General features: G+C 72.3%; 20 protein-coding genes. 8 read left to right on the top strand and 12 right to left on the bottom strand.

All coding sequences use genetic code 11. The annotated features are described in order from the left end of the window. Positions 1-519 (top strand): O-acetyl-ADP-ribose deacetylase, encoded by a 519-nt coding sequence (locus AB0D28_RS24185; RefSeq protein ID WP_357389215.1) that lies wholly within the window; start codon positions 1-3, stop codon positions 517-519. Here AB0D28_RS24185 and AB0D28_RS24180 read toward each other — a convergent pair. The 7 genes from AB0D28_RS24180 to AB0D28_RS24150 form a co-directional block, all read right to left on the bottom strand. Continuing rightward, complete coding sequence (locus AB0D28_RS24180; protein ID WP_357389213.1) at positions 512-1,417, bottom strand: GNAT family N-acetyltransferase; 906 nt, start codon at positions 1,415-1,417, stop codon at positions 512-514. The two genes, AB0D28_RS24185 and AB0D28_RS24180, sit on opposite strands and share 8 nt — an antisense overlap. A 120-nt stretch (positions 1,418-1,537) precedes the next feature. Further along, positions 1,538-2,545, bottom strand: coding sequence for a LacI family DNA-binding transcriptional regulator (locus tag AB0D28_RS24175; RefSeq protein ID WP_357389211.1), 1,008 nt, complete (start codon positions 2,543-2,545; stop codon positions 1,538-1,540). 19 nt (positions 2,546-2,564) lie between these two features. Continuing rightward, positions 2,565-3,932, bottom strand: coding sequence for a GH1 family beta-glucosidase (locus AB0D28_RS24170; RefSeq protein ID WP_357389209.1), 1,368 nt, complete (start codon positions 3,930-3,932; stop codon positions 2,565-2,567). Then, entirely contained in the window at positions 3,929-4,762 is an 834-nt protein-coding gene (locus AB0D28_RS24165) for a carbohydrate ABC transporter permease (protein ID WP_357389207.1), read from the bottom strand. Before AB0D28_RS24165 ends, AB0D28_RS24170 begins: the two co-directional genes overlap by 4 nt. Then, positions 4,759-5,748, bottom strand: coding sequence for a sugar ABC transporter permease (locus AB0D28_RS24160; RefSeq protein WP_357389205.1), 990 nt, complete (start codon positions 5,746-5,748; stop codon positions 4,759-4,761). Before AB0D28_RS24160 ends, AB0D28_RS24165 begins: the two co-directional genes overlap by 4 nt. Positions 5,749-5,818: 70 nt before the next feature. Then, on the bottom strand, positions 5,819-7,129 hold the full coding sequence (locus tag AB0D28_RS24155; RefSeq protein WP_357389203.1) for an extracellular solute-binding protein: 1,311 nt from the start codon (positions 7,127-7,129) through the stop codon (positions 5,819-5,821). Positions 7,130-7,306: 177 nt separating this feature from the next. Continuing rightward, positions 7,307-8,062: a maleylpyruvate isomerase family mycothiol-dependent enzyme gene (locus AB0D28_RS24150; protein ID WP_357389201.1), complete on the bottom strand. Its 756-nt coding sequence runs from the start codon at positions 8,060-8,062 to the stop codon at positions 7,307-7,309. A 70-nt stretch (positions 8,063-8,132) separates the two neighbouring features. On the opposite strand from AB0D28_RS24150, the gene AB0D28_RS24145 reads away from it, so the two are divergent. Then, entirely contained in the window at positions 8,133-9,224 is a 1,092-nt protein-coding gene (locus AB0D28_RS24145; RefSeq protein WP_357389199.1) for a UDP-N-acetylmuramate dehydrogenase, read from the top strand. A 59-nt stretch (positions 9,225-9,283) separates the two neighbouring features. On the opposite strand, the gene AB0D28_RS24140 is transcribed toward AB0D28_RS24145, so the two are convergent. Both AB0D28_RS24140 and AB0D28_RS24135 read right to left on the bottom strand, forming a co-directional pair. Then, complete coding sequence (locus AB0D28_RS24140; RefSeq protein WP_357389197.1) at positions 9,284-10,066, bottom strand: class I SAM-dependent methyltransferase; 783 nt, start codon at positions 10,064-10,066, stop codon at positions 9,284-9,286. Further along, on the bottom strand, positions 10,066-10,830 hold the full coding sequence (locus AB0D28_RS24135; RefSeq protein WP_357389195.1) for an SDR family NAD(P)-dependent oxidoreductase: 765 nt from the start codon (positions 10,828-10,830) through the stop codon (positions 10,066-10,068). Before AB0D28_RS24135 ends, AB0D28_RS24140 begins: the two co-directional genes overlap by 1 nt. A 171-nt stretch (positions 10,831-11,001) precedes the next feature. Between AB0D28_RS24135 and mshA the strand changes: the two genes are divergently transcribed. From mshA to AB0D28_RS24120, 3 genes are all read left to right on the top strand, one after another. Continuing rightward, positions 11,002-12,363: a D-inositol-3-phosphate glycosyltransferase gene (mshA, locus tag AB0D28_RS24130; RefSeq protein ID WP_357389193.1), complete on the top strand. Its 1,362-nt coding sequence runs from the start codon at positions 11,002-11,004 to the stop codon at positions 12,361-12,363. Between the two features lie 51 nt (positions 12,364-12,414). Beyond that, positions 12,415-12,948: a YbjN domain-containing protein gene (locus tag AB0D28_RS24125; RefSeq protein ID WP_354868468.1), complete on the top strand. Its 534-nt coding sequence runs from the start codon at positions 12,415-12,417 to the stop codon at positions 12,946-12,948. Positions 12,949-13,025: 77 nt separating this feature from the next. Beyond that, positions 13,026-13,994: a hypothetical protein gene (locus tag AB0D28_RS24120; RefSeq protein WP_357389191.1), complete on the top strand. Its 969-nt coding sequence runs from the start codon at positions 13,026-13,028 to the stop codon at positions 13,992-13,994. 378 nt (positions 13,995-14,372) lie between these two features. Here the strand turns inward: AB0D28_RS24120 and AB0D28_RS24115 are convergent, their stop codons facing one another. Together AB0D28_RS24115 and AB0D28_RS24110 are read right to left on the bottom strand one after the other, a co-directional pair. Then, on the bottom strand, positions 14,373-15,623 hold the full coding sequence (locus AB0D28_RS24115; protein ID WP_357389189.1) for an MFS transporter: 1,251 nt from the start codon (positions 15,621-15,623) through the stop codon (positions 14,373-14,375). A gap of 79 nt (positions 15,624-15,702) precedes the next feature. After that, the gene (locus tag AB0D28_RS24110) at positions 15,703-17,028 is read right to left on the bottom strand and encodes an MFS transporter (protein WP_357389187.1); all 1,326 of its coding nucleotides are present in this window, start codon (positions 17,026-17,028) and stop codon (positions 15,703-15,705) included. A 150-nt stretch (positions 17,029-17,178) separates the two neighbouring features. Here AB0D28_RS24110 and AB0D28_RS24105 point away from each other — a divergent pair, with 150 nt between their 5' ends. Beyond that, positions 17,179-17,946, top strand: a complete 768-nt coding sequence (locus tag AB0D28_RS24105) for a phosphoglyceromutase (protein WP_357389185.1) — start codon at positions 17,179-17,181, stop codon at positions 17,944-17,946. A 92-nt stretch (positions 17,947-18,038) separates the two neighbouring features. Here the strand turns inward: AB0D28_RS24105 and phoU are convergent, their stop codons facing one another. Beyond that, positions 18,039-18,683: a phosphate signaling complex protein PhoU gene (gene phoU, locus AB0D28_RS24100; protein ID WP_357389184.1), complete on the bottom strand. Its 645-nt coding sequence runs from the start codon at positions 18,681-18,683 to the stop codon at positions 18,039-18,041. Between the two features lie 320 nt (positions 18,684-19,003). On the opposite strand from phoU, the gene AB0D28_RS24095 reads away from it, so the two are divergent. Both AB0D28_RS24095 and AB0D28_RS24090 read left to right on the top strand, forming a co-directional pair. Next, entirely contained in the window at positions 19,004-20,176 is a 1,173-nt protein-coding gene (locus tag AB0D28_RS24095; RefSeq protein ID WP_357389278.1) for an ATP-binding protein, read from the top strand. 21 nt (positions 20,177-20,197) lie between these two features. After that, positions 20,198-20,881 carry a response regulator transcription factor gene (locus AB0D28_RS24090; protein WP_030272198.1) on the top strand — a complete coding sequence of 228 codons (684 nt, stop codon included), beginning with the start codon at positions 20,198-20,200 and terminating at the stop codon, positions 20,879-20,881. Positions 20,882-21,909: the final 1,028 nt, after the last annotated feature.

Raw genomic sequence — 21,909 nt, 5'->3', positions numbered from 1 at the left:
ATGGACACCGTCCTGATCGAGGGCGACATCACCGCGCAGCAGGTCGACGCGATAGTCAACGCCGCCAACTCGTCGCTGCTCGGCGGCGGGGGAGTGGACGGCGCGATCCACCGGCGCGGCGGCCCGACCATCCTGGAGGAGTGCCGGGCGCTGCGCGCGTCCCGCTACGGGCGCGGGCTGCCCACCGGCCAGGCCGTCGCCACCACCGCCGGCAACCTGCCCGCCCGCTGGGTGGTGCACACGGTCGGCCCGGTCTTCTCGCCGCACGAGGACCGGTCGGCGTTGCTGCGCGACTGCTACGCCAACAGCCTGCGGGTCGCCGACGGGCTGGGCGCGACCCGGATCGCGTTCCCGCTGATCAGTGCGGGCGTCTACGGGTGGCCGGTCGACGACGCGGTGGCGCAGGCGCTCACCGTGCTGCACGCGGCCAACCCGGAGCACGTCACCGAGGCCCGGCTGGTGCTGTTCGGCGGCGACACGTACGCCACGGCGGTGCGGGTTGCCGCCAGGCTCAGCTGAGCGTGCGCCGGCACGACCACTGGCTGTCCACCGGCCGGTAGCCGAGCCGCTCGTTCACTGCCAGCATCGGCGCGTTCGCCCCGTCGTTCGAGGTGTACGCGGTGCGTACCCCGCGCGTCGCGGCGGTGTGCAGCGCGGCCTGCTTGGCCAGCCGGGCCAGCCCTCGCCCCCGGTACGCGGGCAGCGTGCCGGTGAAGTCCGACCACATCCGGTCGCCGTCCCGCTTGACCAGGCTCAGCGCGACGAGTTCGCCGTCCACCTCGGCAAGCGTGCTGGCCTCCCGGTCCAGACCCGGGTTGTCCCAGCACTCGTGGAGCCACAGGTCGAAGCCGAGCGAGTCCGTGGGCACGTCTCCCGGCTCGTCCCGGGCCGCCTCGGCGTCGACCCGGTGCACCTGGCGCGGGTCGAGCGCGGCGGCGGACACCAGCCGTACGCCCGGCGGCGGCTGCGGCATCGGCGGGGCGGTGGTGAGGTCCAGCGCCGAGTAGCGCAGCTCCCGGCTGGGCTCGAAGCCGTGCCGCCGCGCGAACGGCAGCGAGTCGGTACGCGCATGGGTGAGCACGCGTGTCGTCCCGAGCGTCAGCAGGTGGTCGAACGCGGTCTCGAACAGCGCGGTGCCGGTGCCCCGGCGGCGGTGCCGCGGGTGGACGTGCAGCAGGGCCATCTCGCCCACGCCGGGCGTCGAGGTCTGCGTGTTGCGGTACGCCGACACCCAGCCGATCACCTGCCCGCCCGCCTCGGCGACCCAGGCCGACCAGTCCTCGCCGGCCGGCGGGTCGGCGATCATGCGACGGGTCGACTCGACGCCGCGCACCAGGTACGGGTAGACGAGCGCGCGCAACGCCACCACTGCGGGCGCGTCGTCGGGGCGGGCGGGACGGATCTCGGCTCCACTCATCCGGCGGACCCTAGCCCCGCGCCCGCCAGCCCCGCGACCGGTTAACGCGCGGCGGGCTGCCCCGCAGGCTGTTAAGAGGGGCCCCCTCCTCTACCTGAGGCGTTAAGAGGGGGCCCTTCCTTAAGCCGACTCGCGCAGCACCAGCTCCGTGGGCAGCACCAGCGCCTGCTCGACCGTCTCGCCCGCGGCGATGCGCAGCAGTTGCCGGGTCATCGACCGGCCCAGCTCCACTATCGGCTGCCGCACTGTGGTCAGCGGCGGCTCGGTGTACGCGGCCGTCTCGATGTCGTCGAACCCGATCACCGCCACGTCCTCGGGCACCCGCCGTCCCGCCTCCCGCAGCGTCCGCAGGGCGGCGTGCGCCATCAGGTCGGAGGCGGCGAACACGGCGTCCAGCTCCGGGTCGGCGGCGAGCAGTTCGCGCATCGCGGCGGTGCCGGACTCCCGGGTGAAGTCGCCGTACGCGACCAGCTCCGGCAGCCCGGCCCCGGTGATCGCGTCGCGGTAGCCGATCAGCCGCTCGATCCCGGCGACCATGTCCTGCGGCCCGGCGATGGTGGCGATCCGCCGCCGCCCGCTGGTGATCAGGTGCTGGACCGCCGTGCTGACGCCGCCGGTGTGGTCGACGTCCACGTACGGCACGTCGGCGCCGTCGAGCGGCCGTCCGCTGCACACGACCGGGATGCCGAGGCGGGCCAGCCGGCCGGGCAGCGGGTCCTCGCCGTGCAGCGAGGCGAACAGCACCCCGTCGACGTGCCGGCCGGTGGTGTACCGCTCGACCCGTTCGTGCCCGGCCGGCGAACCGGCGAGCATCAGCACGAGCTGCTTGTCCGCCGCCTCCAGCTCCTGCGCGGCGCCCCGGATGATGCCCGGGAACACCTGGTCGTCGGAGAAGACCCGGGTGGCCGCCTCGGGCATCACCAGCGCGACCGAGTCGGTCCGCTGGGTGACCAGGCTGCGGGCGGCGAGGTTCGGGACGTACCCGAGTTCCTCGACCGCCCGGCGTACCGCCTGCCGGATCGGCTCCGCGACTGTGGTCGAGCCGTTCACCACCCGGGAGACGGTGGCCCGGGACACGCCGGCCAGCCGGGCCACCGCCTCCAGGGTCGGTCGCTGTGCCGTCGTCATCCCCGTTACCACCACCTCGTCACAGCCCGTTCCGGGCGATCACCTCCTGGTACCAGCGGGCACTGCGCTTGGGTGTGCGCCGCTGGGTCAGGTAGTCGACGTGGACGATCCCGAACCGCTTCCGGTAACCCTCGGCCCATTCGAAGTTGTCCAGCACCGACCATACGAGATAACCGCGCAGGTCCACGCCGCGGGCGATGGCTTCGTGCGCCGCGCGCAGGTGCCCGTCGAGGTAGGCGACCCGGTCGGCGTCGGCCACCGCGCCGTCGGTGTCGCTGTCGGTGTCCGGGAACGCCCCGCCGTTCTCGGTGATCATCAGCGGGAGCCCGGGGTGGTCGGCCGCCACCCGCTCCAGCAGCCGGGTCAGCCCGGCCGGCTCGATCGACCAGCCCATGTCGGTGAGCGGCTCCTCGGGCGGCAGGAACTCGACCAGCCCGGCGGTGCCCGGGTAGGCGTCGCTCCCGGCGCCACCCGGCCGCCCGGCCACGTAGGTGGGCGCGTAGTAGTTCAGGCCGAGCAGGTCCAGCGGCGCGGCGATCAGCTTCTCGTCCCCGTCCCGGACGAAGTCGGGCGCGACGATCCGGCTGACGTGGGCCAGCACGTCCTCCGGGTAGCCGCCGCCGGTGAGCGGGTCCAGGAAGATCCGGTTGTGCAGGCCGTCGACGAGCCGGACCGCTTCGGCGTCCGCGGCGCTACCGGCGTCCGCCGGCTGCACGTCGGCCAGGTTGAGCGTGACCCCGAGCGTCTGCGCGCCGGCCGCGCGCAGCGCCCGCGCCGCCAGGCCGTGGCCGAGCAGCAGATGGTGTACGGCCCGGAACGCGTCACCGGCGTCGCGGCGGCCCGGGGCGTGCACCCCGTTGCCGTACCCGAGGTAGGCCGAGCACCACGGTTCGTTGAGCGTGGTCCAGGTGCGGACCCGGTCGCCGAGGCGGCCGTGCACGGTGAGCGCGTACTCGGCGAAGTGCTCGGCGGTCTCCCGGACGGTCCAGCCGCCCCGGTCCTCCAGCGCCTGCGGCAGGTCCCAGTGGTAGAGCGTGACGATCGGGTCGATGCCGGCGTCCAGCAGCGCGTCGGTCAGCCGGTCGTAGAAGTCGAGTCCGCGCGGCTCGACCGGGCCGGTGCCGTCCGGCCGCACCCGGGGCCAGGACACCGAGAACCGGTACGCCCGCAGCCCCAGCTCGGCCATCAGCGCGACGTCCTCGGCGTACCGGTGGTAGTGGTCGCAGGCCACGTCGCCGGTGTGTCCGGAGAACACCGCGCCGGGCGTACGGCTGAAGGTGTCCCAGATCGACGGGCCGCGACCGTCGTCGCGGGCGGCGCCCTCGATCTGGTACGCGGCGGTGGCCCCGCCCCAGACGAACCCTTCGGGGAATCGCATCTCACTCACGCCTTGACCGCACCTTCCATGATCCCGCCGATGATCTGGCGGCCGAAAACGACGAATACCAGCAGCAGCGGCAGCGTGGCGATGGCCGTGCCGGTGAACACCTGCGACATGTCCTGGTAGTACCCGTCGGAGAGGGCCCGCAGCGACAGCTGCACAGTCGGGTTCTCCGGGTCGTTCAGGACCGCGTACGGCCACAGGAAGTCGTTCCAGGTAGTCATGAACGTGAGCAGGCCGAGGACGGCGGCGGCCGGGCGCAGCGCGGGCAGCACCACGTTCCAGTAGATCCGCGCGGTGTTGCAGCCGTCCATCCGGGCCGCCTCGATCAGTTCGGTGCTGACCGCCTGGCCGGCGTACTGGCGCATCATGAACACGCCGAATCCGGTGACCAGTGCCGGCACGATCACGGCGGGCAGCCGGTCGTTCCAGTTCAGCTTGGTCATCAGCAGGTAGAGCGGGATGACGCCGAGCTGGGTTGGGACCATCATGGTGGCGACGATGACCAGCAGCAGCGCGTTGCGGCCACGGAAGCGCAGCTTGGCGAAGGCGAACCCGGCCAGGGTGGAGAAGAACACCACCGAGACCGTCACGGTGACGGCTACGATCGCCGAGTTGATCAGGCCGGTCAGGAAGTACGCGTCGGTGTTGTCGAACAGCCGGGCGATGTTGGCGCCGAGGTTGCCGCCGGGGGTGAGCGGCGGCGGCACCTGGCCCATCGTGTCGCTGGTGCGGCTGGCGACGACGAACATCCAGTAGATCGGGAAGATCGACAGGACGGCCGAGAGCGTCAGCGCCAGGTAGGTGAGCCGGCTTGCCGACCAGAGGCGGGTCATCGGGAGACCTCCTTGCGGGAGCCGCCGCCGAGCCGGCGCAGGAGCAGGACGTTTATGGCGGCGACCACGGCGATCAACGCGAACAGCAGCCAGGCGACGGCCGAGCCGTAGCCGAAGTTGTAGTGCGGCGCGAAGGCGTTCTCGAACATGTACATGGTCACCGTCTGCGACTCCCGCAGCGGCCCGCCGCGGATCGCGTTAGTGCCGGAGTTGAACATCCGCGGCTCGGTGAAGAGCTGGAGGCCGCCGATGGTGGAGATGATGACCGCGAAGATGATCGTCGGCTTGAGTAGCGGCACGGTGATGGCCCAGAACTGGCGTGCCCGGCCGGCGCCGTCGATCGCCGCCGACTCGTACAGGTCGCGGGGGATGGCCTGCATGGCGGCCAGGAAGATCAGCGCGTTGTAGCCGGTCCAGCGCCAGTCGACCATGGTGGAGATGGCGACCCAGGCGGCGAACCGGTTCGCCTTCCAGTCGATCGCGTTGATCCCGATGTGGTCGAGCAACCAGTTGATCATGCCGAACTCGCGGCCGAACAGCACCGCGAACACGATCGCCACGGCGGCGGTCGAGGTGACGTTCGGGATCAGCACCGCCATCCGCCAGGTGGTACGGGCGCGCAACTGCCGGTTGAGCAGGTTGGCCAGCCAGAGCGCGGCGAGCAGCTGGGGAACCGTGGAGATCACGAAGATGCCCAGCGTGTTCACCACCGAGTGCCAGAAGTCCGTGTCGGCGAGCAACTGGGTGTAGTTGTCGAAGCCGATGAACGGGTGCTCGGCGCCGAGCAGGTCCCAGTCGTGCAGCGAGACCCAGAACGTGTACGCCAGCGGGTACGCCCCGAAGACGCCGAACAGCAGGAAGAACGGGGCGATGAACAGGTACGGCGAGTATTTGGTGTCGAGCCGGCTGAGCCGGTTGCCCAGGCCGGGACGGGTGGGACGGGGTGCCGGTGCGACCGGCGGGCGGGCGTCGAGCTGGACGGCCATGACCCGGGACTCCTTTCCGCCGTGCGGGCGGCCCCCGTGGCCGGGTGGCCGCCCGCACGCGCTGCTCGGGTTACTTGGCGGCGGCCTTCTCGGCGTTGGCGACCGCGTCGGTCCAGCCCTGCTCCGGGGAGCGCTTACCCAGCTCCACCGAGCGGACGGCGTTCTCCACCTCGGTGCGTACGGCCTGGTTCTTCGGTCCCATGTAGACCGGCTTCAGGCTCTTGGCGCCGGTGGCGAAGATCTTGCCGACGGGCGCCTCGGAGAAGTAGGCGTTCTTCGAGTCGAGGATCGCGGGGTCCTCCAGCGCCTGCGGCGAAGAGGGCAGGGGACCCTTCGCCTTGAACGCGCCGATCTGGCCCTTGGTGCTGGTCAGGAACTTGGCCAGCTCGATCGCCTCGGCCTGGTGCTTGCTCTGCTTCGGCACGGCGAGGAACGAGCCGCCCCAGTTGCCGCCGTTGCCGGGGATCTGGGCGATGTCCCACTTGCCCTTGGCGGCGGCGCCCGCGTTGCCCTCGATCACGCCGGTCATCCAGGCCGGGCAGGCGATGGTGGCGAACTTCGACTGCTTGAACGCCGACACCCACTCCTCGGACCAGGAGCCGTACTTGCCGGACAGCCCGGAGTCGATGATGTCCATCGTGGTGTCGTACGCCTGCTTCACCGCCGGGTTGCTGCCCACGACCAGGTTGTTGCCGGTGTCGTAGTAGCTGTAGCCGCTGCTGTTGCCGGCGGTCTGGAGCAGGATCGTGTTGAACGTGTTCGTCGCGGCGTCCAGGAACGACGCGCCGGTCTTCTTCGCGGTGAACTGCTCGCCGACCTTGATGTAGTCCTGCCAGGTGGGCCAGAGCTTGGACACCGCCTCCCGGTCGGTGGGCAGGCCGGCCTTGGCGAACAGGTCCGTGCGGTAGCACATCGCCATGCCGCCGACGTCGGTGCCGAGGCCGATGAGCTGCTTGCCGTCGGCGGTGAGCCCCTGGTTCCACTTCCAGTCGAGGAAGTTCCCCTTCAGGTCGGCCGCGCCGTGGTCGAGGAGGTTGACGAAGTTCTGCGGGTTGGCCTTGTACTCGACGAGCAGGCCCTCCTCGATGGCGACCACGTCACCGGCGCCCTTGCCCGCGGCGAGCCACTGGGTGAGCTTCGGCGAGTACTCGTCGAGGTTTCCGCCGGTGCCCCGCTCGACGATCTTCACGCCGGGGTGGCTGGCCATGTACTCCTGGTAGAGATCGGCGTAACCGAACTGGCCGAAGACGTCAACGGTGAGCGTTATCGGCCCGTCGGCCGCGGCGTCGTCGTCACCGCCGCCGCAGGCGGTGGTGCCGAGCAACGCGGTGGCGGCGACCAGGGCCACCGCCGCCAGGCGGCGGCGCGTGAAGGTGAGCATCTGTCCTGACCTCTCGGGTCGTCGAAACGGGTGGTGGAAGGCGGTTCCGGAACTAAGAGAGCGCTCTCACGACAGCGTGGTGGAGGGTCCCGGACCTTGTCAAGAGAGCGCTCTCAGAGCTGTCCGAAAAGAAACGGAGAGGGACGGCCGCCGTCCCTCTCCGTCCGGTGCCCGTCGTCAGCCGACCCGCAGGCCCCCCAGCAGGGCCGAGTCGCCCGCCACGTCCAGCGCGTCGAAGCTGATCCGGCCCATCAACGCCAGCAGCAGATCGCTCGCCGTGCCGGACACCTGCGCCCGCGCCCGGTGGTCGTCGTGGTCGAGGATCGTCGCGGTGTCCAGCAGCGCGACCCCCTCGCCCCGCAACCGCAGATACCACTCCTGCGCGGCGTCGGTCGCGTTCAGATGCACCACGCCGTGCCACTGCCCGGGCCGTACCCGCCGTCCCGCCGGCAGCCAGGTGTCCAGCACCTCGCTCACCCCGTCGGCCGCGAGCTTCGCCTCGATCGGGTCACCCGCACCGATCGCGAGCTGGGCGTCCCAGCGGTGGACGGCGGTCTCGTGCGCGACCCGGCGCGGCCAGAAGGCGGCCTTCTTCGGCTGGGGCGCGAAGTTCCAGGCCGGCGCCTCCGGATCCGTCGCCTCCAGCAGCGCGCTGATCCGCTCGTACTCCCGCGTGTACCACTGCGCCGCGGTCAGACCCGCGGGCGGCTCCGGGTCGTGCCGCTCCGGCCGGGCCGTCCCGCCGGCGGTCAGGACGGTGCCCACCCAGATGTACGCGCGGGTCAGGTGATGAGCGAGGTCGGTGACCGTCCAGCCGGGACAGGACAGCACGGGTGTCTCGGGCGGCGCCTCTGTCACCGCCACGGCGAAGGCGGGGCCCTCCGTGCGCAGCGCGCCGATCCAGAAGTCCTTCGTGTGGTGCAGTCTGCTCATCGCCATCCTCCCGGGGGTGACCGGGCCACCAGTGGGTGCTCCGGCTACCCCTCAGCCTAGGGTGAAAGGCGTGTCAGACGTCTACGCCGAACCGGCGACTGCCGGTGACCCGACCGATCCGGCCACCCTGGCGCGCTACACCACGCTCCGGCTCGGCGGCCCCGCCGGGCGGCTGGAGGTCGCCGGGGATGCCTCCCAGATCGTACTAAAGGTGCAGGAAGCGGAAGCCCGTGAGCAGGCAGTGCTGGTGCTGGCGGGCGGCAGCAACGTCGTGATCGGCGATCAGGGCTTCCCCGGCACCGTCGTGCTCGTCCGCTCCCGGGGGTTCCAGGTCGTCGCCGAGGACGGCGACACCGTCACGGTACGTGTGCAGGCAGGCGAGCCGTGGGACGACCTCGTCGCCGCCACCGTCGAGCGCGGCTGGTCCGGACTGGAGTGCCTCTCCGGCATCCCCGGGTCGGCCGGCGCGACCCCGATCCAGAACGTCGGCGCGTACGGCCAGGAGGTCGCCGAGACGATCGTCGCCGTCGAGGCGTACGACCGGACGGAACGCCGGGTGGTGCGGATCGCGGCGGCCGACTGCGGGTTCGCCTACCGGGGCAGCATCTTCAAGTACAGCGACCGCTGGGTGGTGCTAGCGGTCGACTTCCGGCTCACCAGGTCGCCGCTGTCCGGTCCGGTCCGCTACGCCGAACTGGCCCGGGCGCTCGGCGTCGAGGTGGGCGACCGGGTGCCGCTCGCCGACGCCCGGGCCACCGTGCGCGAGCTGCGCGCCGGCAAGGGCATGGTGCTCGACCCGGCCGACCCGGACACCTGGTCGGTGGGCTCGTTCTTCACCAACCCGGTGCTGCCGGTCGAGGCGTTCGCGCAGGTGCGGGAGCGCGCCGCCGACCTGGGGGAGCCGCCGCACTGGCCGGGCGCCGACGGCACGGTGAAGCTCAGCGCGGCGTGGCTGATCGACAAGGCCGGGTTCGGCAAGGGGTACGCGGGCCCGGAGGGCGTCGCCATCTCCAGCAAGCACACGCTCGCGCTCACCAACCGCTCCGGCACCGCCAGTACGGCCGCGCTGGTGGCGCTGGCCCGCGAGATCCGCGACGGCGTGCAGTCCCGCTTCGGCGTCCCCCTACACCCCGAGCCAGTCCTCATCAACTGCACCATCTGACCCCACCCCGCCCGCCTCACCCCCGCGATGTTGCACTTCCGGCCCTTGGTGCGGGCGGTTCAGCGGGGGGAGACGGCGGGCCAGGGGAGGGTCAGGTAGCCGTGGCGCCAGGTGCGGGGGGTGTCCTGGATCGGCCAGCCCGCCTCCTTCACCACCTCGACCGTACGCAGCCAGCGCTGGCGAGGGCCGAACGGGGCGTACCCGGCGGCCGAACGCCAGGCGTGTTCCAGCGCCTCGATGAGGTCGTGGACGCGTTCCCCCGGCACGTTGCGGTGGATCAGCGCCTTCGGCAGCCGCTCGGCGAGCGTGGCCGGGCTCTCCAGCGTGGTCAGCTTCGCCGACAGGGTGAGCGTGCGCGGGCCGGTGGCGTCCAGCAGCACCCAGGAGCCGAGCCGCCCCAGCTCGTCGCAGGTGCCCTCGACCAGCAGCCCGCCCGGCGCGAGCCGCCCGGTGACGGTACGCCAGGCGTCGGCCACCTCGCTCTCGTCGTACTGGCGTAGGACGTTTAACGCCCGGACCAGCGCGGGACGCAGCCCGGCCAGCTCGAAGCCGCCCCGGGCGAACGTCAGCCCGGGTGGGTCGGCGGCGGCCGAGGCGGCGGTGACGCGTACCGGATCGATCTCCAGGCCGACCACCCGCACGTCGGCGCGGACCCCGGCGGCGAGACGGGCCCGCAGTTCGACGGGGGTGACCGGGGTGGCGCCGTAGCCCAGGTCCACCACGAGCGGGTCGGCGGCGGCGCGCAGCGCGTCGCCGCAGGTCTCGACGATCCAGTTGTCCACCCGCCGGAGCCGGTTGGGGTTGGTGGTGCCCCGGGTGGCCACGCCGAGCGGACGCTCCATCAGGAGATCCGGTGCACCTTGTGCTGCGCGGCCTGGGCCAGCGGGCGGACCACGAGCCGGTCGATGTTGACGTGGTGCGGGCGGGTCGCGCACCAGGCGACGCAGTCGGCCACGTCGTCGGCCACGAGCGGTTCGGCGACTCCGGCGTAGACCGCCTCGGCCCGGTCGGCGTCGCCGCCGAAGCGGACCAGGCCGAACTCCTCGGTCTTCACCATGCCGGGGTCGATCTCGACCACCCGGACCGGGCGGCCGCACAGCTCCAGCCGGAGCGTTCCGGCGATCGCGGTCTGCGCGTGCTTGGCGGCCGTGTAGCCGCCGCCGCCCTCGTAGACCACGTGCCCGGCGGTGGAGCTGACGATCACGACAGTGCCGGCGCCGGAGCGCTCCAGCGCCGGGAGCAGCGCCTTGGTGACGCGGAGCGTGCCGAGCACGTTCACGTCGTACATCCATTGCCAGTCGCCCACGTCGGCGGACTCGACCGGGTCCAGGCCGCGCGCGCCGCCGGCGTTGTTCACCAGCAGCGTGACCGGCCCGGGGGCGGCCTCGGCGGCGGCGGCCAGGGCGGCCACCGACTCGTCCGAGGTCACGTCGCAGGCCACCGCCGTCGCCGCGCCGCCGGCCGCCTCGATCTCGGTGACCAGCGCGGCCAGCCGGTCGGTACGCCGGGCGGCGGCCAGCACGTGGAAGCCCTCGGCGGCGAGCCGGCGGGCGGTGGCCGCGCCGATGCCGCTGGACGCCCCGGTGACGATGGCGATGGAAGTCATCCGGTCATTGTCTCCCGTCGCCGCGCCGGGCGGCGGGATGAGGTCCGTCACGCCCGGGACCCGGCGGAAAGCATTTCCGTACCCCGATGGGGAAGATGACATCCGGCACACGGGTTGACCGAGAAGCGCCGGTCGTGCGGGACGGCATCAACCGTGACAGAGGGAGCGGACGTGGCGGATTTGCACACCGGTGTCGGTCGTCAGCGAGGTGCCCTTCCGTGGCCGCGGCCCCGCCGTATCGCCACCCTGTCGGTGCACACGTCGCCGCTGCACCAGCCCGGCACCGGTGACGCGGGCGGCATGAACGTCTACATCCTGGAGGTGGCCCGGCGGCTGGCCGAGGCCGACGTCGAGGTGGAGATCTTCACCCGGGCCACCGCCGGTGACCTGCCCCCGGTGGTCGAGGTGGCGCCCGGGGTGTCCGTCCGGCACGTCACCGCCGGCCCGCTGGAGGGGCTGACCAAGGAGGAGCTGCCGGGTCAGCTCTGCGCCTTCACCGCCGGGGTGCTGCGCGCCGAGGCCGCCCGCCCGCCGGGCCACTACGACCTGATCCACTCGCACTACTGGCTCTCCGGGCAGGTCGGCTGGCTGGCCAAGGAGCGCTGGGGCGTACCGCTTGTGCACACCGCGCACACCCTGGCCAAGGTCAAGAACGCCCGCCTCGCCGCCGGCGACCGTCCCGAGCCGAAGGCCCGGGTGATCGGCGAGGAGCAGGTGGTCACCGAGGCGGACCGGCTGGTCGCCAACACCCGGGTGGAGGCCCGCGACCTGCTCGACAGGTACGCGGCCGCCCCGGACCGGGTGGCGGTCGTGGAGCCCGGCGTCGACCTGGATCGGTTCCGCCCGGCACCCGGCGACCGGGACGCCGCGACCCGGGCCGCGCGCCGCCGGCTCGGCCTGCCGGCCGACGGGTACGTGGTCGCGTTCGTCGGCCGGATCCAGCCGCTCAAGGCGCCGGACGTGCTGGTCCGCGCCGCCGCCGCGCTGCGCGAACGGGACCCGGCGCTGGCCGACGAGCTGACCGTGGTGATCTGCGGCGGGCCGAGCGGCAGCGGCCTGGACCGGCCCACCGCCCTGATCGAACTGGCGCACGCGCTCGGCGTCGCCGACCGGGTGCGTTTCCTCCCGCCGCAGACCGGCGGTGACCTGCCCGCCCTCTACCGCGCCGCCGACCTGGTCGCGGTGCCGTCGCACAACGAGTCGTTCGGGCTGGTCGCGCTGGAGGCCCAGGCGTGCGGCACGCCGGTGCTTGCCGCCGCCGTGGGCGGCCTGGTCACCGCGGTACGCGACGGCGTCAGCGGCGTGCTCATCGACGGGCACGACCCGGTCGACTGGGCCCGGGCGCTCGCCCGCCTGCTGCCCGACCGGGCACGCCGTGCCGCGCTGGGCCGGGGCGCCGAGCGGCACGCCCGGGACTTCTCCTGGCAGCGCACCGCCGCCGGCCTGCTCGCGGTCTACGGGGAGGCGATCACCGAGCACCGGGCCCGGCTGGCGCGGCGGTGCGGCGACCCGGCCCTGCTGTGCTCCTGGTGACCGTCACCGGCCACCGGGCGGCCCCGGTCCGCCGGTCGTAGAGTGGGTGCGATGAGCCGCAGGAGTGAGGTCGCCGCGCTGATCGAGTCCGTCTGCGCGGAGCGCGAGCTGGAGTGGGAGTCCACGGGCGAGGCGTCGTACGCGGTGACGCTGCCCGGCACGCACAAGCTCAAGACGATCTGCAACCTGATCGTGGGTGAGCACGCGCTGCGGGTCGAGGCGTTCGTGATGCGCCAGCCCGACGAGCGCCGCGAGGAGCTGTGGGCCTGGCTGCTCCAGCGCAACGCCCGCATGTACGGCGTCTCGTTCTCCATCGACTCGGTCGGCGACGTCTACCTGACCGGGCGGGTCAACCTGGCCGGGGTCGACGCCGACGAGCTGGACCGGCTGCTCGGTTCCGTGCTGACGTACGCCGACGAGTCGTTCGACAGCATGCTGGAGATCGGCTTCGGCACCGCCATCCGCCGGGAGTGGGAGTGGCGGGTCAAGCGCGGCGAGTCGACGGCGAACCTGGCCGCGTTCGCGCACCTCTTCGAGCCCTCCGCGACCGCCGGTTCGTCCGCCGGAGGTTCGGAGCCCTCCTGACGGGTATGCCGCCCCGCGCGGTGCGGAGCACTGGGACCCACCGCGGGCCGAGGACGGACTGTCGAGGAGCGTGTCCCATGGCTCAGCGCAACAGCTCAGGTCGCGGCACGACTGCGACCCGGACCAAGCGGCAAACCGGCAACCAGACGCCGAACACCCCGAGGGTGTCGGAGTCGGCGATCTCGCGGATGAAGGTCGACGACCTCCGCAGCCAGCTTCGGCGGCGCGGTGTCTCCGGGATCTCCGCGCTGCGGAAGCCGGAACTGGTGAAGACCCTGGCGCGCACCATGCGGGGGGAGGGCGGCGCGGCCCGGCGCAGCTCCGGCCCGGCCGGCCGGCCGTCGGCCACCCGCAAGAGCACCGCCGCGAAGAAGACCACAGCCCGCCGGGCGACGTCGCCGGCCAAGTCCGCGCCGGCCGCGCGGGCCACCGGCGCCAGGGCCAAGGCGGCGGGTACGCGCAAGGCGGCACCCGCCCGCGCGAAGGCGACCTCGTCGCGGGCAACGGCGACGTCGGCTCGGGCGAAGGCAGCCCCGCCGCGCGCGAAGGCAGCCCCGCCGCGCGCGAAGGCGGCCCCGTCACGGGCGAAGGCCGCTCCGTCGCGGGCGAAGGCAGCTCCGTCGCGCGCGAAGGCGGCGCCGGCTCGGAAGGCGTCGTCCGCTCGGGCGCAGAGCGCGCCGACCCGTGGCCCGGCATCCAGCCGGTCGATCGGATCGTCGCAGCTCATCACGTCGCTCGCGGACCGGCCGGAGCGTCCGGGCCGGAGCCTGGTCACCCGTAACCACGAGGTGATCCAGCGCTGGGCGCGGGCGCGGGGCGCGAAGCCCGCCACCATCGCCGGCACCGAGCGCGGCAACCGGCCCGGGGTGCTCACGTTCAACATCCCCGGCTACCGGGAGAGCAGCCGGATCCGGGAGATCACCTGGGACGACTGGTTCCGCACGTTCGATCTCCGGCGGCTGAACCTGATCTATCAGGAGCAGATGCGGGACGGCCGGCAGAGCAACTTCTTCCGGACCGAGAACCCGAATCGCGAGGACGGCTGAGGTTTACGGGAATGGCGGACGGGAACGCCGTGTTTGCCACTCCAGGGACGACAACAGGGACAGCCGGGTTTCCGACAGGGCGCTGTGACGGGCAAGACAGCGATCTGGGTTGAATCCGGAATCCGGGCGAACTAACTTTATTGCACCGCGTCACGCTTGTTTCCGTTCGGGGGAGCGGTGGATCGATCAGGTCCGCGCAGGCGAGACGCGAAGATCGGGTGGAGCACACCGTTGGGGGACGGTGCCACCCGTGGAACCGGCGGCGCGAGCGGGCGACGCTTACGGGGGTGAGTGTCGCCCGCCGCCGCCGGGCGTACGGTCAGAGCGCCCATCTCGACGGGGGTCGGGGTGGGCGCTCTGCCGTTGTCCCGAGCCCCTTCAGCCGGTGGCACCGACCGGCTCCGCAGCCGCCGCCCGCAGCGCGGCCACCCGCCGTTCCCGGCGCGGCCCGGCGAGCAGGTGCCCGGCGGCGGCCAGCAGACCGAGCGCGCCCACCACCAGCCAGTGCCGCTCGCCGAGGTGTTCCAGGCTGATCCCGCCGAGCGCGGGCGCCACGAACGACGCGGCCGGGAACGTCAGGTAGAAAACCGACTGGTAGCGGGCGCGCAGTTCCGGCGGCGCGAGGTCCGCGTTGATCTGTGCGTTCGGCGGCGCGGCGAGCATCTGCCCGACCGTCCAGACCACCGCCGCGCCGAGGTAGAGCGGCAGCCCGTCGGCCATCGTCAGCGCACCGAACCCGAGCGCCATCAGCCCGGTGGAGGCGGCCAGCACGCTCGACTTCCGGTACGGCTCGATGAGCCGCGGCACGAACAGTTGCCCGGCCACGATCAGCGCCCCGCCGAGTGCCACCACCAGCCCGTACGCCGACGGGCGCAGGCCGTCCGCGCGCATCGCCAGCGGCATGATCGTCGAGGTCTGCATGGTCAGCACGGCGAGCAGGAACGTCAGCCCGACGAACACCAGGAACGTGCGGTCGGTGAGCGCGGTGCGCAGCCCGGGACGGCGTCCGACCACCGCCCGTGGGGTGAGCGCCGGCCGCCGGGTGAGCGTCTCCGGCACCTTCAGCGCGATCACCACCGCCGCCGCCAGCGTGGCACCGGCGTCGACCAGGAACAGCGCCGTGAAGCTCGCCTCGGCGAGGATGCCGGCCAGCAGCGAGGCGACCGCCATGCCCAGGTTGAACGCCCAGAACTGGAGGTTGAACGCGCGGGAGCGGCGGGCCTCCGGCACCACGTCCACGATGGCGGCCACGAACGCCGGGCTGGGCATCGAGTGCGCCACCCCGACCAGCGTGGCGAGTACGGCGATCGCCGCCAGGTGCGTGCTGAACGCCAGCGCCGCCATCAGCCCGGCGGCGGCCAGGTGGGCGGCGAGGAGCGTGGCCCGCCGTCCCCAGCGGTCGGCCAGGACGCCGCCGAGCAGCGTGCCGGCCGCGCCGCCGATGCCGTACGCGCCGACCACCAGCCCGGCCAGCGACGGCGGGGCGCCTCGCGCGGCGGTCAGGTAGAGCGACAGGAACAGCAGCGCGAACGCGCCCGCCCGGTTGATCAGCAGGCCGGACCAGAGGTACCAGAACGTGGCCGGCAGTCCGCCGGCCGTGTCGTCCCACCAGCGCCCCAGGCCGCGCACACGTCCTCCAGAAAGGTTTCCTTACGATTCCTCCCCGTACCGTATCGATCCGCCTCGGGCAGGGCGCGCGCGGGCGCACTCAGGAACCGGCCCGGACCGGTTCGGCGGGTGCGGTGGCAGCGGCCTCGCCCGCCTCGGGCGCCGGGGCGGCGGTGACGGTGACCGGCGCGACCGGCGTGCCTGCGGCGCGCAGGGCGACCGCGCGGCGCTCCCGGGCCGGGCCGGAGACCAGGTGGGCGACCGCCGCCACGACACCGATGCCCGCGCAGCCGAGCCAGAGCGCGCTGTTGCCGGCGTGCTCGCGCACCAGGCCGCCGAGGATCGGCGCGGCGGCGCCGGCGAGCTGCCAGGACAGCGAGAAGGCGCCCTGGTAGCGGCCGCGCAGCGCGGCCGGCGACAGCTCCGCGATCAGGGTGGCGTTCGACGGCGAGTTGAGCATCTCGCCGACGGTCCAGATCAGCACGGTGAGGCCGTAGAGCCAGACCGTGTCGGCGAACGCGGTGAGCCCGAACCCGGCGCCCATCACCAGCGCCGCGAGCGCCAGCACGTGCGAGCGGCTGCGGCCCTTGATGAGCCGGGGTACGAACAACTGGCCGAACACGATGAGCACGCCGTTCAGTGCGATCACCGAGCCGTAGGTGGCCGGGCTGAGCCCGGAGTCGCCCATGGCGATCGGCAGCATCGAGATGTGCTGGAGGAACACCAACGCGGCGAGCAGGTTGAGCGCGACGAAGCCGAGGAACACCCGGTCGGCAAGGATGGTGCGCAGCGCGCCGGCCGGCGCCGGCATCCCCTTGGCCGGGAGCGCGGTCACCGGGCCGCGTGTCTCGCCGACCCTGGCGAAGATGATCAGCGCGGTGACCAGCGTGGTGGTCGCGTTGACCAGGAACAACAGCAGGTAGCTGCTCTGCGCGGCGAAGCCGGCGAGCACCGCGGCGCAGGCGAAGCCGAGGTTGATCGCCCAGTAGTTGAGCGAGAAGGCACGCAGCCGGTCCTTGTCCGGCACCACGTCGATCATCATCGCGCCGAAGGCCGGGCGGGCCGCCTCGGCGAACGCGCCGAGGAGCAGCGCGCCCACGGCGACCGCCCACAGCGGACGGGCGAGGCCCAGCGCGACCATCATCCCGGCCGCGCCGACGTGCGCGACGAGCAGCGTGGGCCGCCGTCCCCAGCGGTCGGTCAGGGTGCCGCCGATAGTGGTGCCGACTGCGCCGCCGGCACCCCAGAGGCCGATCACCAGACCGGCCTGTGCGGCGGAGAAGCCGCGTTCCTGGGTGAGGTAGATGGCCAGGAAGATCAGCACGAAGGAGCCGAGGCGGTTGATCAGCGTGCCGGCCCAGAGGTACCAGAACGTCCGTGGCAGGCCACCCGCCGTGTCCTGGAACCAGCCCCGTACCGTCCGCATCCCGACGCCCCCGATTGGTAATGACCGACCCCTGTAAGACGCCTTACAACCTAGTGCCGGGCCGGAGCCGTGGTCATCAGGATTTCCACGTGGTGGTCGTCACCACAGGTCGCCGCGTGTCCGCCCGCGCCGTACGGCAGGATGATCGGCATGACTGCGAGCGAGGGGCCCACCGTCGGGACGCTGGTCCTGCTGCGGCACGGCGAGAGCGACTGGAACGCCAAGAACCTCTTCACCGGCTGGGTCGACGTCGACCTGACCACAAAGGGGGAGACCGAGGCGCGGCGCGGCGGCGAACTGCTGCGCGAGCACGACCTGCTGCCGGACGTGGTGCACACGAGCCTGATGCGCCGGGCCATCCGCACCGCCGAGCTGGCGCTGAACGCCGCCGACCGGCACTGGATCGCGGTGCGCCGGTCGTGGCGGCTCAACGAGCGCCACTACGGCGCCCTGCAGGGCAAGGACAAGAAGCAGACCCTCGACGAGTACGGCGAGGAGCAGTTCATGCTCTGGCGCCGCTCGTACGACACGCCGCCGCCGCCGATCGACGACGCCGACGAGTGGTCGCAGGTCGGCGACCCCCGGTACGCGCTGCTGCCGACCGAGCTGATGCCGCGCACCGAGTGCCTGAAGGACGTCGTCGACCGGATGCTGCCCTACTGGTACGACTCGATCGTGCCGGACATCCTGGCCGGCCGGACCGTGCTGGTGGCCGCGCACGGCAACTCGCTGCGCGCCCTGGTCAAGCACCTCGACCAGATCTCCGACGAGGCGATCGCCAAGCTGAACATCCCCACCGGCATCCCGCTGCGCTACGACCTGGACGCCGATCTGCGTCCGCAGGTGCTCGGCGGGACCTACCTGGACCCGGACGCGGCGAAGGACGCCGCCGCCGCGGTGGCCAACCAGGGCCGCTGAGGTGTAAGGAAGGGCCCCTATTAACGCCTGAGGTAGAGGAAGGGCCCCTTGTTAACCCGACGCGTTAACAAGGGGCCCTTCCTTGCACGCGGTCAGGCGGAGGTGGAACCGGTGATCAGGTAGACCACGTGCTCGCCCGCGTTCACCGCGTGGTCGGCGAAGCGCTCGTAGAAGCGCCCCAGCAACGTCGCGTCGATCGCCGTCTCCACCCCGTACGGCCAGTCGTCGCCGAGCAGCACGCCGAACAGGCTCTTGTGCAGGTCGTCCATCGCGTCGTCGTCACGGTCCAGCTCGGCGGCCACGGCGGCGTCCGGCTTGGCCAGCACCGAGCCGATCTTCTCGGCCATCCGGTCGGCGATCCCGGCCATGTCGGTGAAGACCGGCCGCAGCTCCGCCGGCACCGCCGGGGACGGGTGCCGGCGCAGTGCCGTCTTCGCCACGTGGTCGGCCAGGTCGCCCATCCGTTCGAGGTCGGCGGCCACGTGCAACGCGGTGATCATCGCGCGCAGGTCGGAGGCGACCGGCGCCTGCCGGGCCAGCAGGTCACAGACCCGCTCCTCCACGTGCCGGTACAGCTCGTCGATCTCGGCGTCCCGCGCGATCACCGTCTCGGCGGCCGTCCGGTCGGCGGTGAGCAGCGCCTTCGTGGCCTGGCGCATGGCCGCGCGTACCGCCTCGGCCATGTCCACCAGCAACTGGCTGACAATCTGCAGGTCGGCCCGGAACTCGTCGCGCATCGTCACTTCCTGGGGTCGGTTGCCGCCACCTGGAGGGGTACGGCAGGAGCAGGTGCGCGACCCACGCTAGGCCGAACGGTCGGCACCAGGGTGAACGCGGGTGAACGACGCTGGGCCCGCAGGTGAACTTTGCCGAAAGCGAGAGTGATTCGTCCCCCTGTGACCGATCTCCGGGTTAACAATGACCCTACGATCGCCGGGTGGAATGGGCGGTGGCCGTCGTGGTGGCCGGAGCGCTGGTGACCGGGCTGGTCGCCGGGGCGCTGCTGTCCGGACCCGTTGACGAGTGGCGGCGCCGCAGGGCGTCGCAGGGCGGCGGGATCCTCCGTCGTGACGCAGGGAGGACGAACATTCCGGACGACCAGCAGGGGGGCCTGCCCGGGCTCGGCCGCAAGACGATCGACTCGCTGCGCGCCGGCGTGGTGGTGCTCGACCTGGACGACGTGCCGGTGCTGGTGAACCCGGCCGCCCGGGCGATGGGTCTGCTCCGTACCGGGGCGACGCCCGGGTCGATCGCGGCGCACCCGTTGATCCGTACCCTCGCCGGGCAGGTCCGCCGCACGGGCGTGCGGCGCGAGATCGAGCTGGACCTCCCCCGGGGCCGCGACGGCGGTGGGGACAACCCGCTCGGCGTGCACCTGCGGGCGATGGGACTGGGCTCCGGCTACATCTCCGTCGAGGCGGTGGACGTCACCGAGTCGCACCGTCTCGCCCGGGTACGCCGGGACTTCGTCGCGAACGTCAGCCACGAGCTGAAGACGCCGATCGGCGCGCTGCAACTGCTCGCCGAGGCGCTCGTCGACGCCACCGAGCCGGCCGCCGACGGCGCACCCGACCTGTCCGAGGACCTGGTCGCCGCGCGGCGGTTCGCCGAGCGGATCCAGCACGAGTCGACCCGGCTCGGCCGCCTCGTGCAGGAGCTGCTGGAACTGACCCGTCTCCAGGGCGCCGAGCCGCAACCCGCCCCCGAGCCGGTCTCGGTGGACTGGGTGCTCGCCGAGGTCGTCGACCGGACCCGCACCGCGGCCACCGCCCGCCGGGTGGAGATCGCCGTCGGCGGGCAGCGGGGCCTGACCGTGTACGGCAGCGACAGCCAACTGGCCACGGCGGTGGCGAACCTGGTGGAGAACGCGATCAACTACTCCGGCGAGGACACCACGGTCCGGGTGACCGTCACCGGCACCGAGGAGCACGTCGAGATCGCCGTGGCCGACCAGGGCATCGGCATCGCCCCGAACGAGGTCGACCGGATCTTCGAGCGCTTCTACCGGGCCGACCAGGCCCGCTCCCGGTCCACCGGCGGCACCGGCCTGGGCCTGGCCATCGTCAAGCACATCGCCAGCAACCATGGCGGCCGGGTGGACGTGTCGAGCACCCTTGGTGGGGGATCGACGTTCACTCTCCGGCTGCCCGCACGCCCCCCGGACGACCTGGAGACGACACTCGCCTCCGCTGGGATCGAGGCCGGCCCGGCCGAGCTCCGGCAGGTCTGACCACAGGAAAGGAAACACCCGTTGAGCCGCGTACTGGTGGTCGAGGACGAGGAGTCGTTCTCCGACGCCCTGTCCTACATGCTCCGCAAGGAGGGGTTCGAGGTCTCCGTCGCCGCGACGGGCCCCGCCGCCCTCACCGAGTTCGACCGGACCGGCGCCGACATCGTGCTGCTCGACCTGATGCTGCCGGAGATGTCCGGCACCGAGGTCTGCCGGCAGCTCCGCCAGCGCTCGCACGTGCCGATCATCATGGTCACCGCGCGGGACAGCGAGATCGACAAGGTGGTCGGCCTGGAGATCGGCGCCGACGACTACGTGACGAAGCCGTACTCGCCGCGTGAACTGGTCGCCCGCATCCGGGCGGTGCTGCGCCGGCAGAGCGCCGAGTCGAACGAGACGGGTGCGCCGACGCTCGCCGCCGGGCCGGTGCGGATGGACATCGAACGGCACGTGGTGACGGTCGGCGGCGCCGGGGTGCAGCTCCCGCTCAAGGAGTTCGAGCTGTTGGAGCTGCTGCTGCGCAACGCCGGACGGGTGCTCACCCGGGGGCAGCTGATCGACCGGGTCTGGGGCGCCGACTACGTGGGCGACACCAAGACGCTGGACGTGCACGTGAAGCGGCTGCGCTCCAAGATCGAGCCGGAGCCGTCCGCCCCGCGCTACATCGTCACGGTCCGCGGCCTCGGCTACAAGTTCGAGCCCTGACCCCTCCGCCGCCGTGGCTCGCGCGCCGACCCACGCCGATCTTGGAGTTGTGGCTCCCCGAATTGCCCTTTTGGTGCAGGTTCGCGAGGTACCACAACTCCAAGATCGATGAACTCGCCCCAGACCGCAGCGGATCCTCGTACGCGCTGACCGCTACCACCCCCTGAACGCCGCGATCTTGCACTTCGGTACCCCGCATAGCGCGCGAATGGGGCATCCGATGGGCTCAAACTGCAAGATCGCCGGTTTGTCCCGCAGTGCCCGCCTCCCGCCCACGATCTGCCCCGCCCGAGGGCGTCGATCATGAAGTTGACGGCGCTCGGTGTCCGTTTTGTCGCCGCCAACCTCATGATCGCCGGGCACCGGGTGCCGGGTGACCCGGGAGTGCCTCTCGGGGGTGATCAAGGGGTTTGTGTCGTCGTTGGCGCAGAAGGCTGCCGCAAAGTCCTTGATCACGGGTGGCAGGGCGCGGTGCTGGGGGCGGGACTTGGGGGTTTGGGGTGGGTGTCTGGTTCGGGGGTGGTGGGCGGCACTCTGGGGGTGGAATCGTCGGCGGGCCGGTGGCGTTGTAACCGGGTGAACGACCGAGCGCGGCTCGCCCCAGGCGGGGCGGGTCCCGGGGAATCTCGCCGGGCCGCCACGCGTTGAGTACGGTTCTGGCGGCGTGAGGCCCGCACCTGCTATCCCGGGTGCGTGAGACGTCCTCGGGAATCATCCCGGGCCGCCGGTCGTTGGACATCCTTCCGGCGCCGCGAGAGGCCCCGCCCCGTGAGTAGCCGAACCCCCTTGAGACTTTGAGCGCCTGACGGTGCCCCCGCATCCCGTCCCTCGGGTGCGTCGACCCCCGAATGGAGCCCCATCATGAACACGATCCTGCGTAAGAGCGTCCTGGGTATCGCTGGTCTGGCTTTCACCGGTGGCGTGTTCGCCGGCCCGGTCGCGGCCCACGCGGCGGACACCACCCACGCGGCCAAGCCGGTCTCGGCCACCGTGCAGCAGGGCGACAAGCTGGTCCCGCACGGTGTGCA

It is taken from the genome of Micromonospora sp. NPDC048169 (genome assembly GCF_040652815.1).
Taxonomy (GTDB): domain Bacteria; phylum Actinomycetota; class Actinomycetes; order Mycobacteriales; family Micromonosporaceae; genus Micromonospora.
Note: the sequence above shows the minus strand (reverse complement) of the source record. Positions and strands in the feature narration are given on the sequence as shown.

Coding starts and splice junctions, on each gene's coding strand:
- phoU (WP_357389184.1), bottom strand. CDS start 18,683: ATGCGCGACGAGTTCCGGGCCGACCTGCAGATTGTCAGCCAGTTGCTG.
- AB0D28_RS24105 (WP_357389185.1), top strand. CDS start 17,179: ATGACTGCGAGCGAGGGGCCCACCGTCGGGACGCTGGTCCTGCTGCGG.
- AB0D28_RS24125 (WP_354868468.1), top strand. CDS start 12,415: ATGAGCCGCAGGAGTGAGGTCGCCGCGCTGATCGAGTCCGTCTGCGCG.
- AB0D28_RS24120 (WP_357389191.1), top strand. CDS start 13,026: ATGGCTCAGCGCAACAGCTCAGGTCGCGGCACGACTGCGACCCGGACC.
- AB0D28_RS24165 (WP_357389207.1), bottom strand. CDS start 4,762: ATGACCCGCCTCTGGTCGGCAAGCCGGCTCACCTACCTGGCGCTGACG.
- AB0D28_RS24135 (WP_357389195.1), bottom strand. CDS start 10,830: ATGACTTCCATCGCCATCGTCACCGGGGCGTCCAGCGGCATCGGCGCG.
- AB0D28_RS24185 (WP_357389215.1), top strand. CDS start 1: ATGGACACCGTCCTGATCGAGGGCGACATCACCGCGCAGCAGGTCGAC.
- AB0D28_RS24160 (WP_357389205.1), bottom strand. CDS start 5,748: ATGGCCGTCCAGCTCGACGCCCGCCCGCCGGTCGCACCGGCACCCCGT.
- AB0D28_RS24150 (WP_357389201.1), bottom strand. CDS start 8,062: ATGAGCAGACTGCACCACACGAAGGACTTCTGGATCGGCGCGCTGCGC.
- AB0D28_RS24140 (WP_357389197.1), bottom strand. CDS start 10,066: ATGGAGCGTCCGCTCGGCGTGGCCACCCGGGGCACCACCAACCCCAAC.
- AB0D28_RS24155 (WP_357389203.1), bottom strand. CDS start 7,129: ATGCTCACCTTCACGCGCCGCCGCCTGGCGGCGGTGGCCCTGGTCGCC.
- AB0D28_RS24180 (WP_357389213.1), bottom strand. CDS start 1,417: ATGAGTGGAGCCGAGATCCGTCCCGCCCGCCCCGACGACGCGCCCGCA.
- AB0D28_RS24175 (WP_357389211.1), bottom strand. CDS start 2,545: ATGACGACGGCACAGCGACCGACCCTGGAGGCGGTGGCCCGGCTGGCC.
- AB0D28_RS24110 (WP_357389187.1), bottom strand. CDS start 17,028: ATGCGGACGGTACGGGGCTGGTTCCAGGACACGGCGGGTGGCCTGCCA.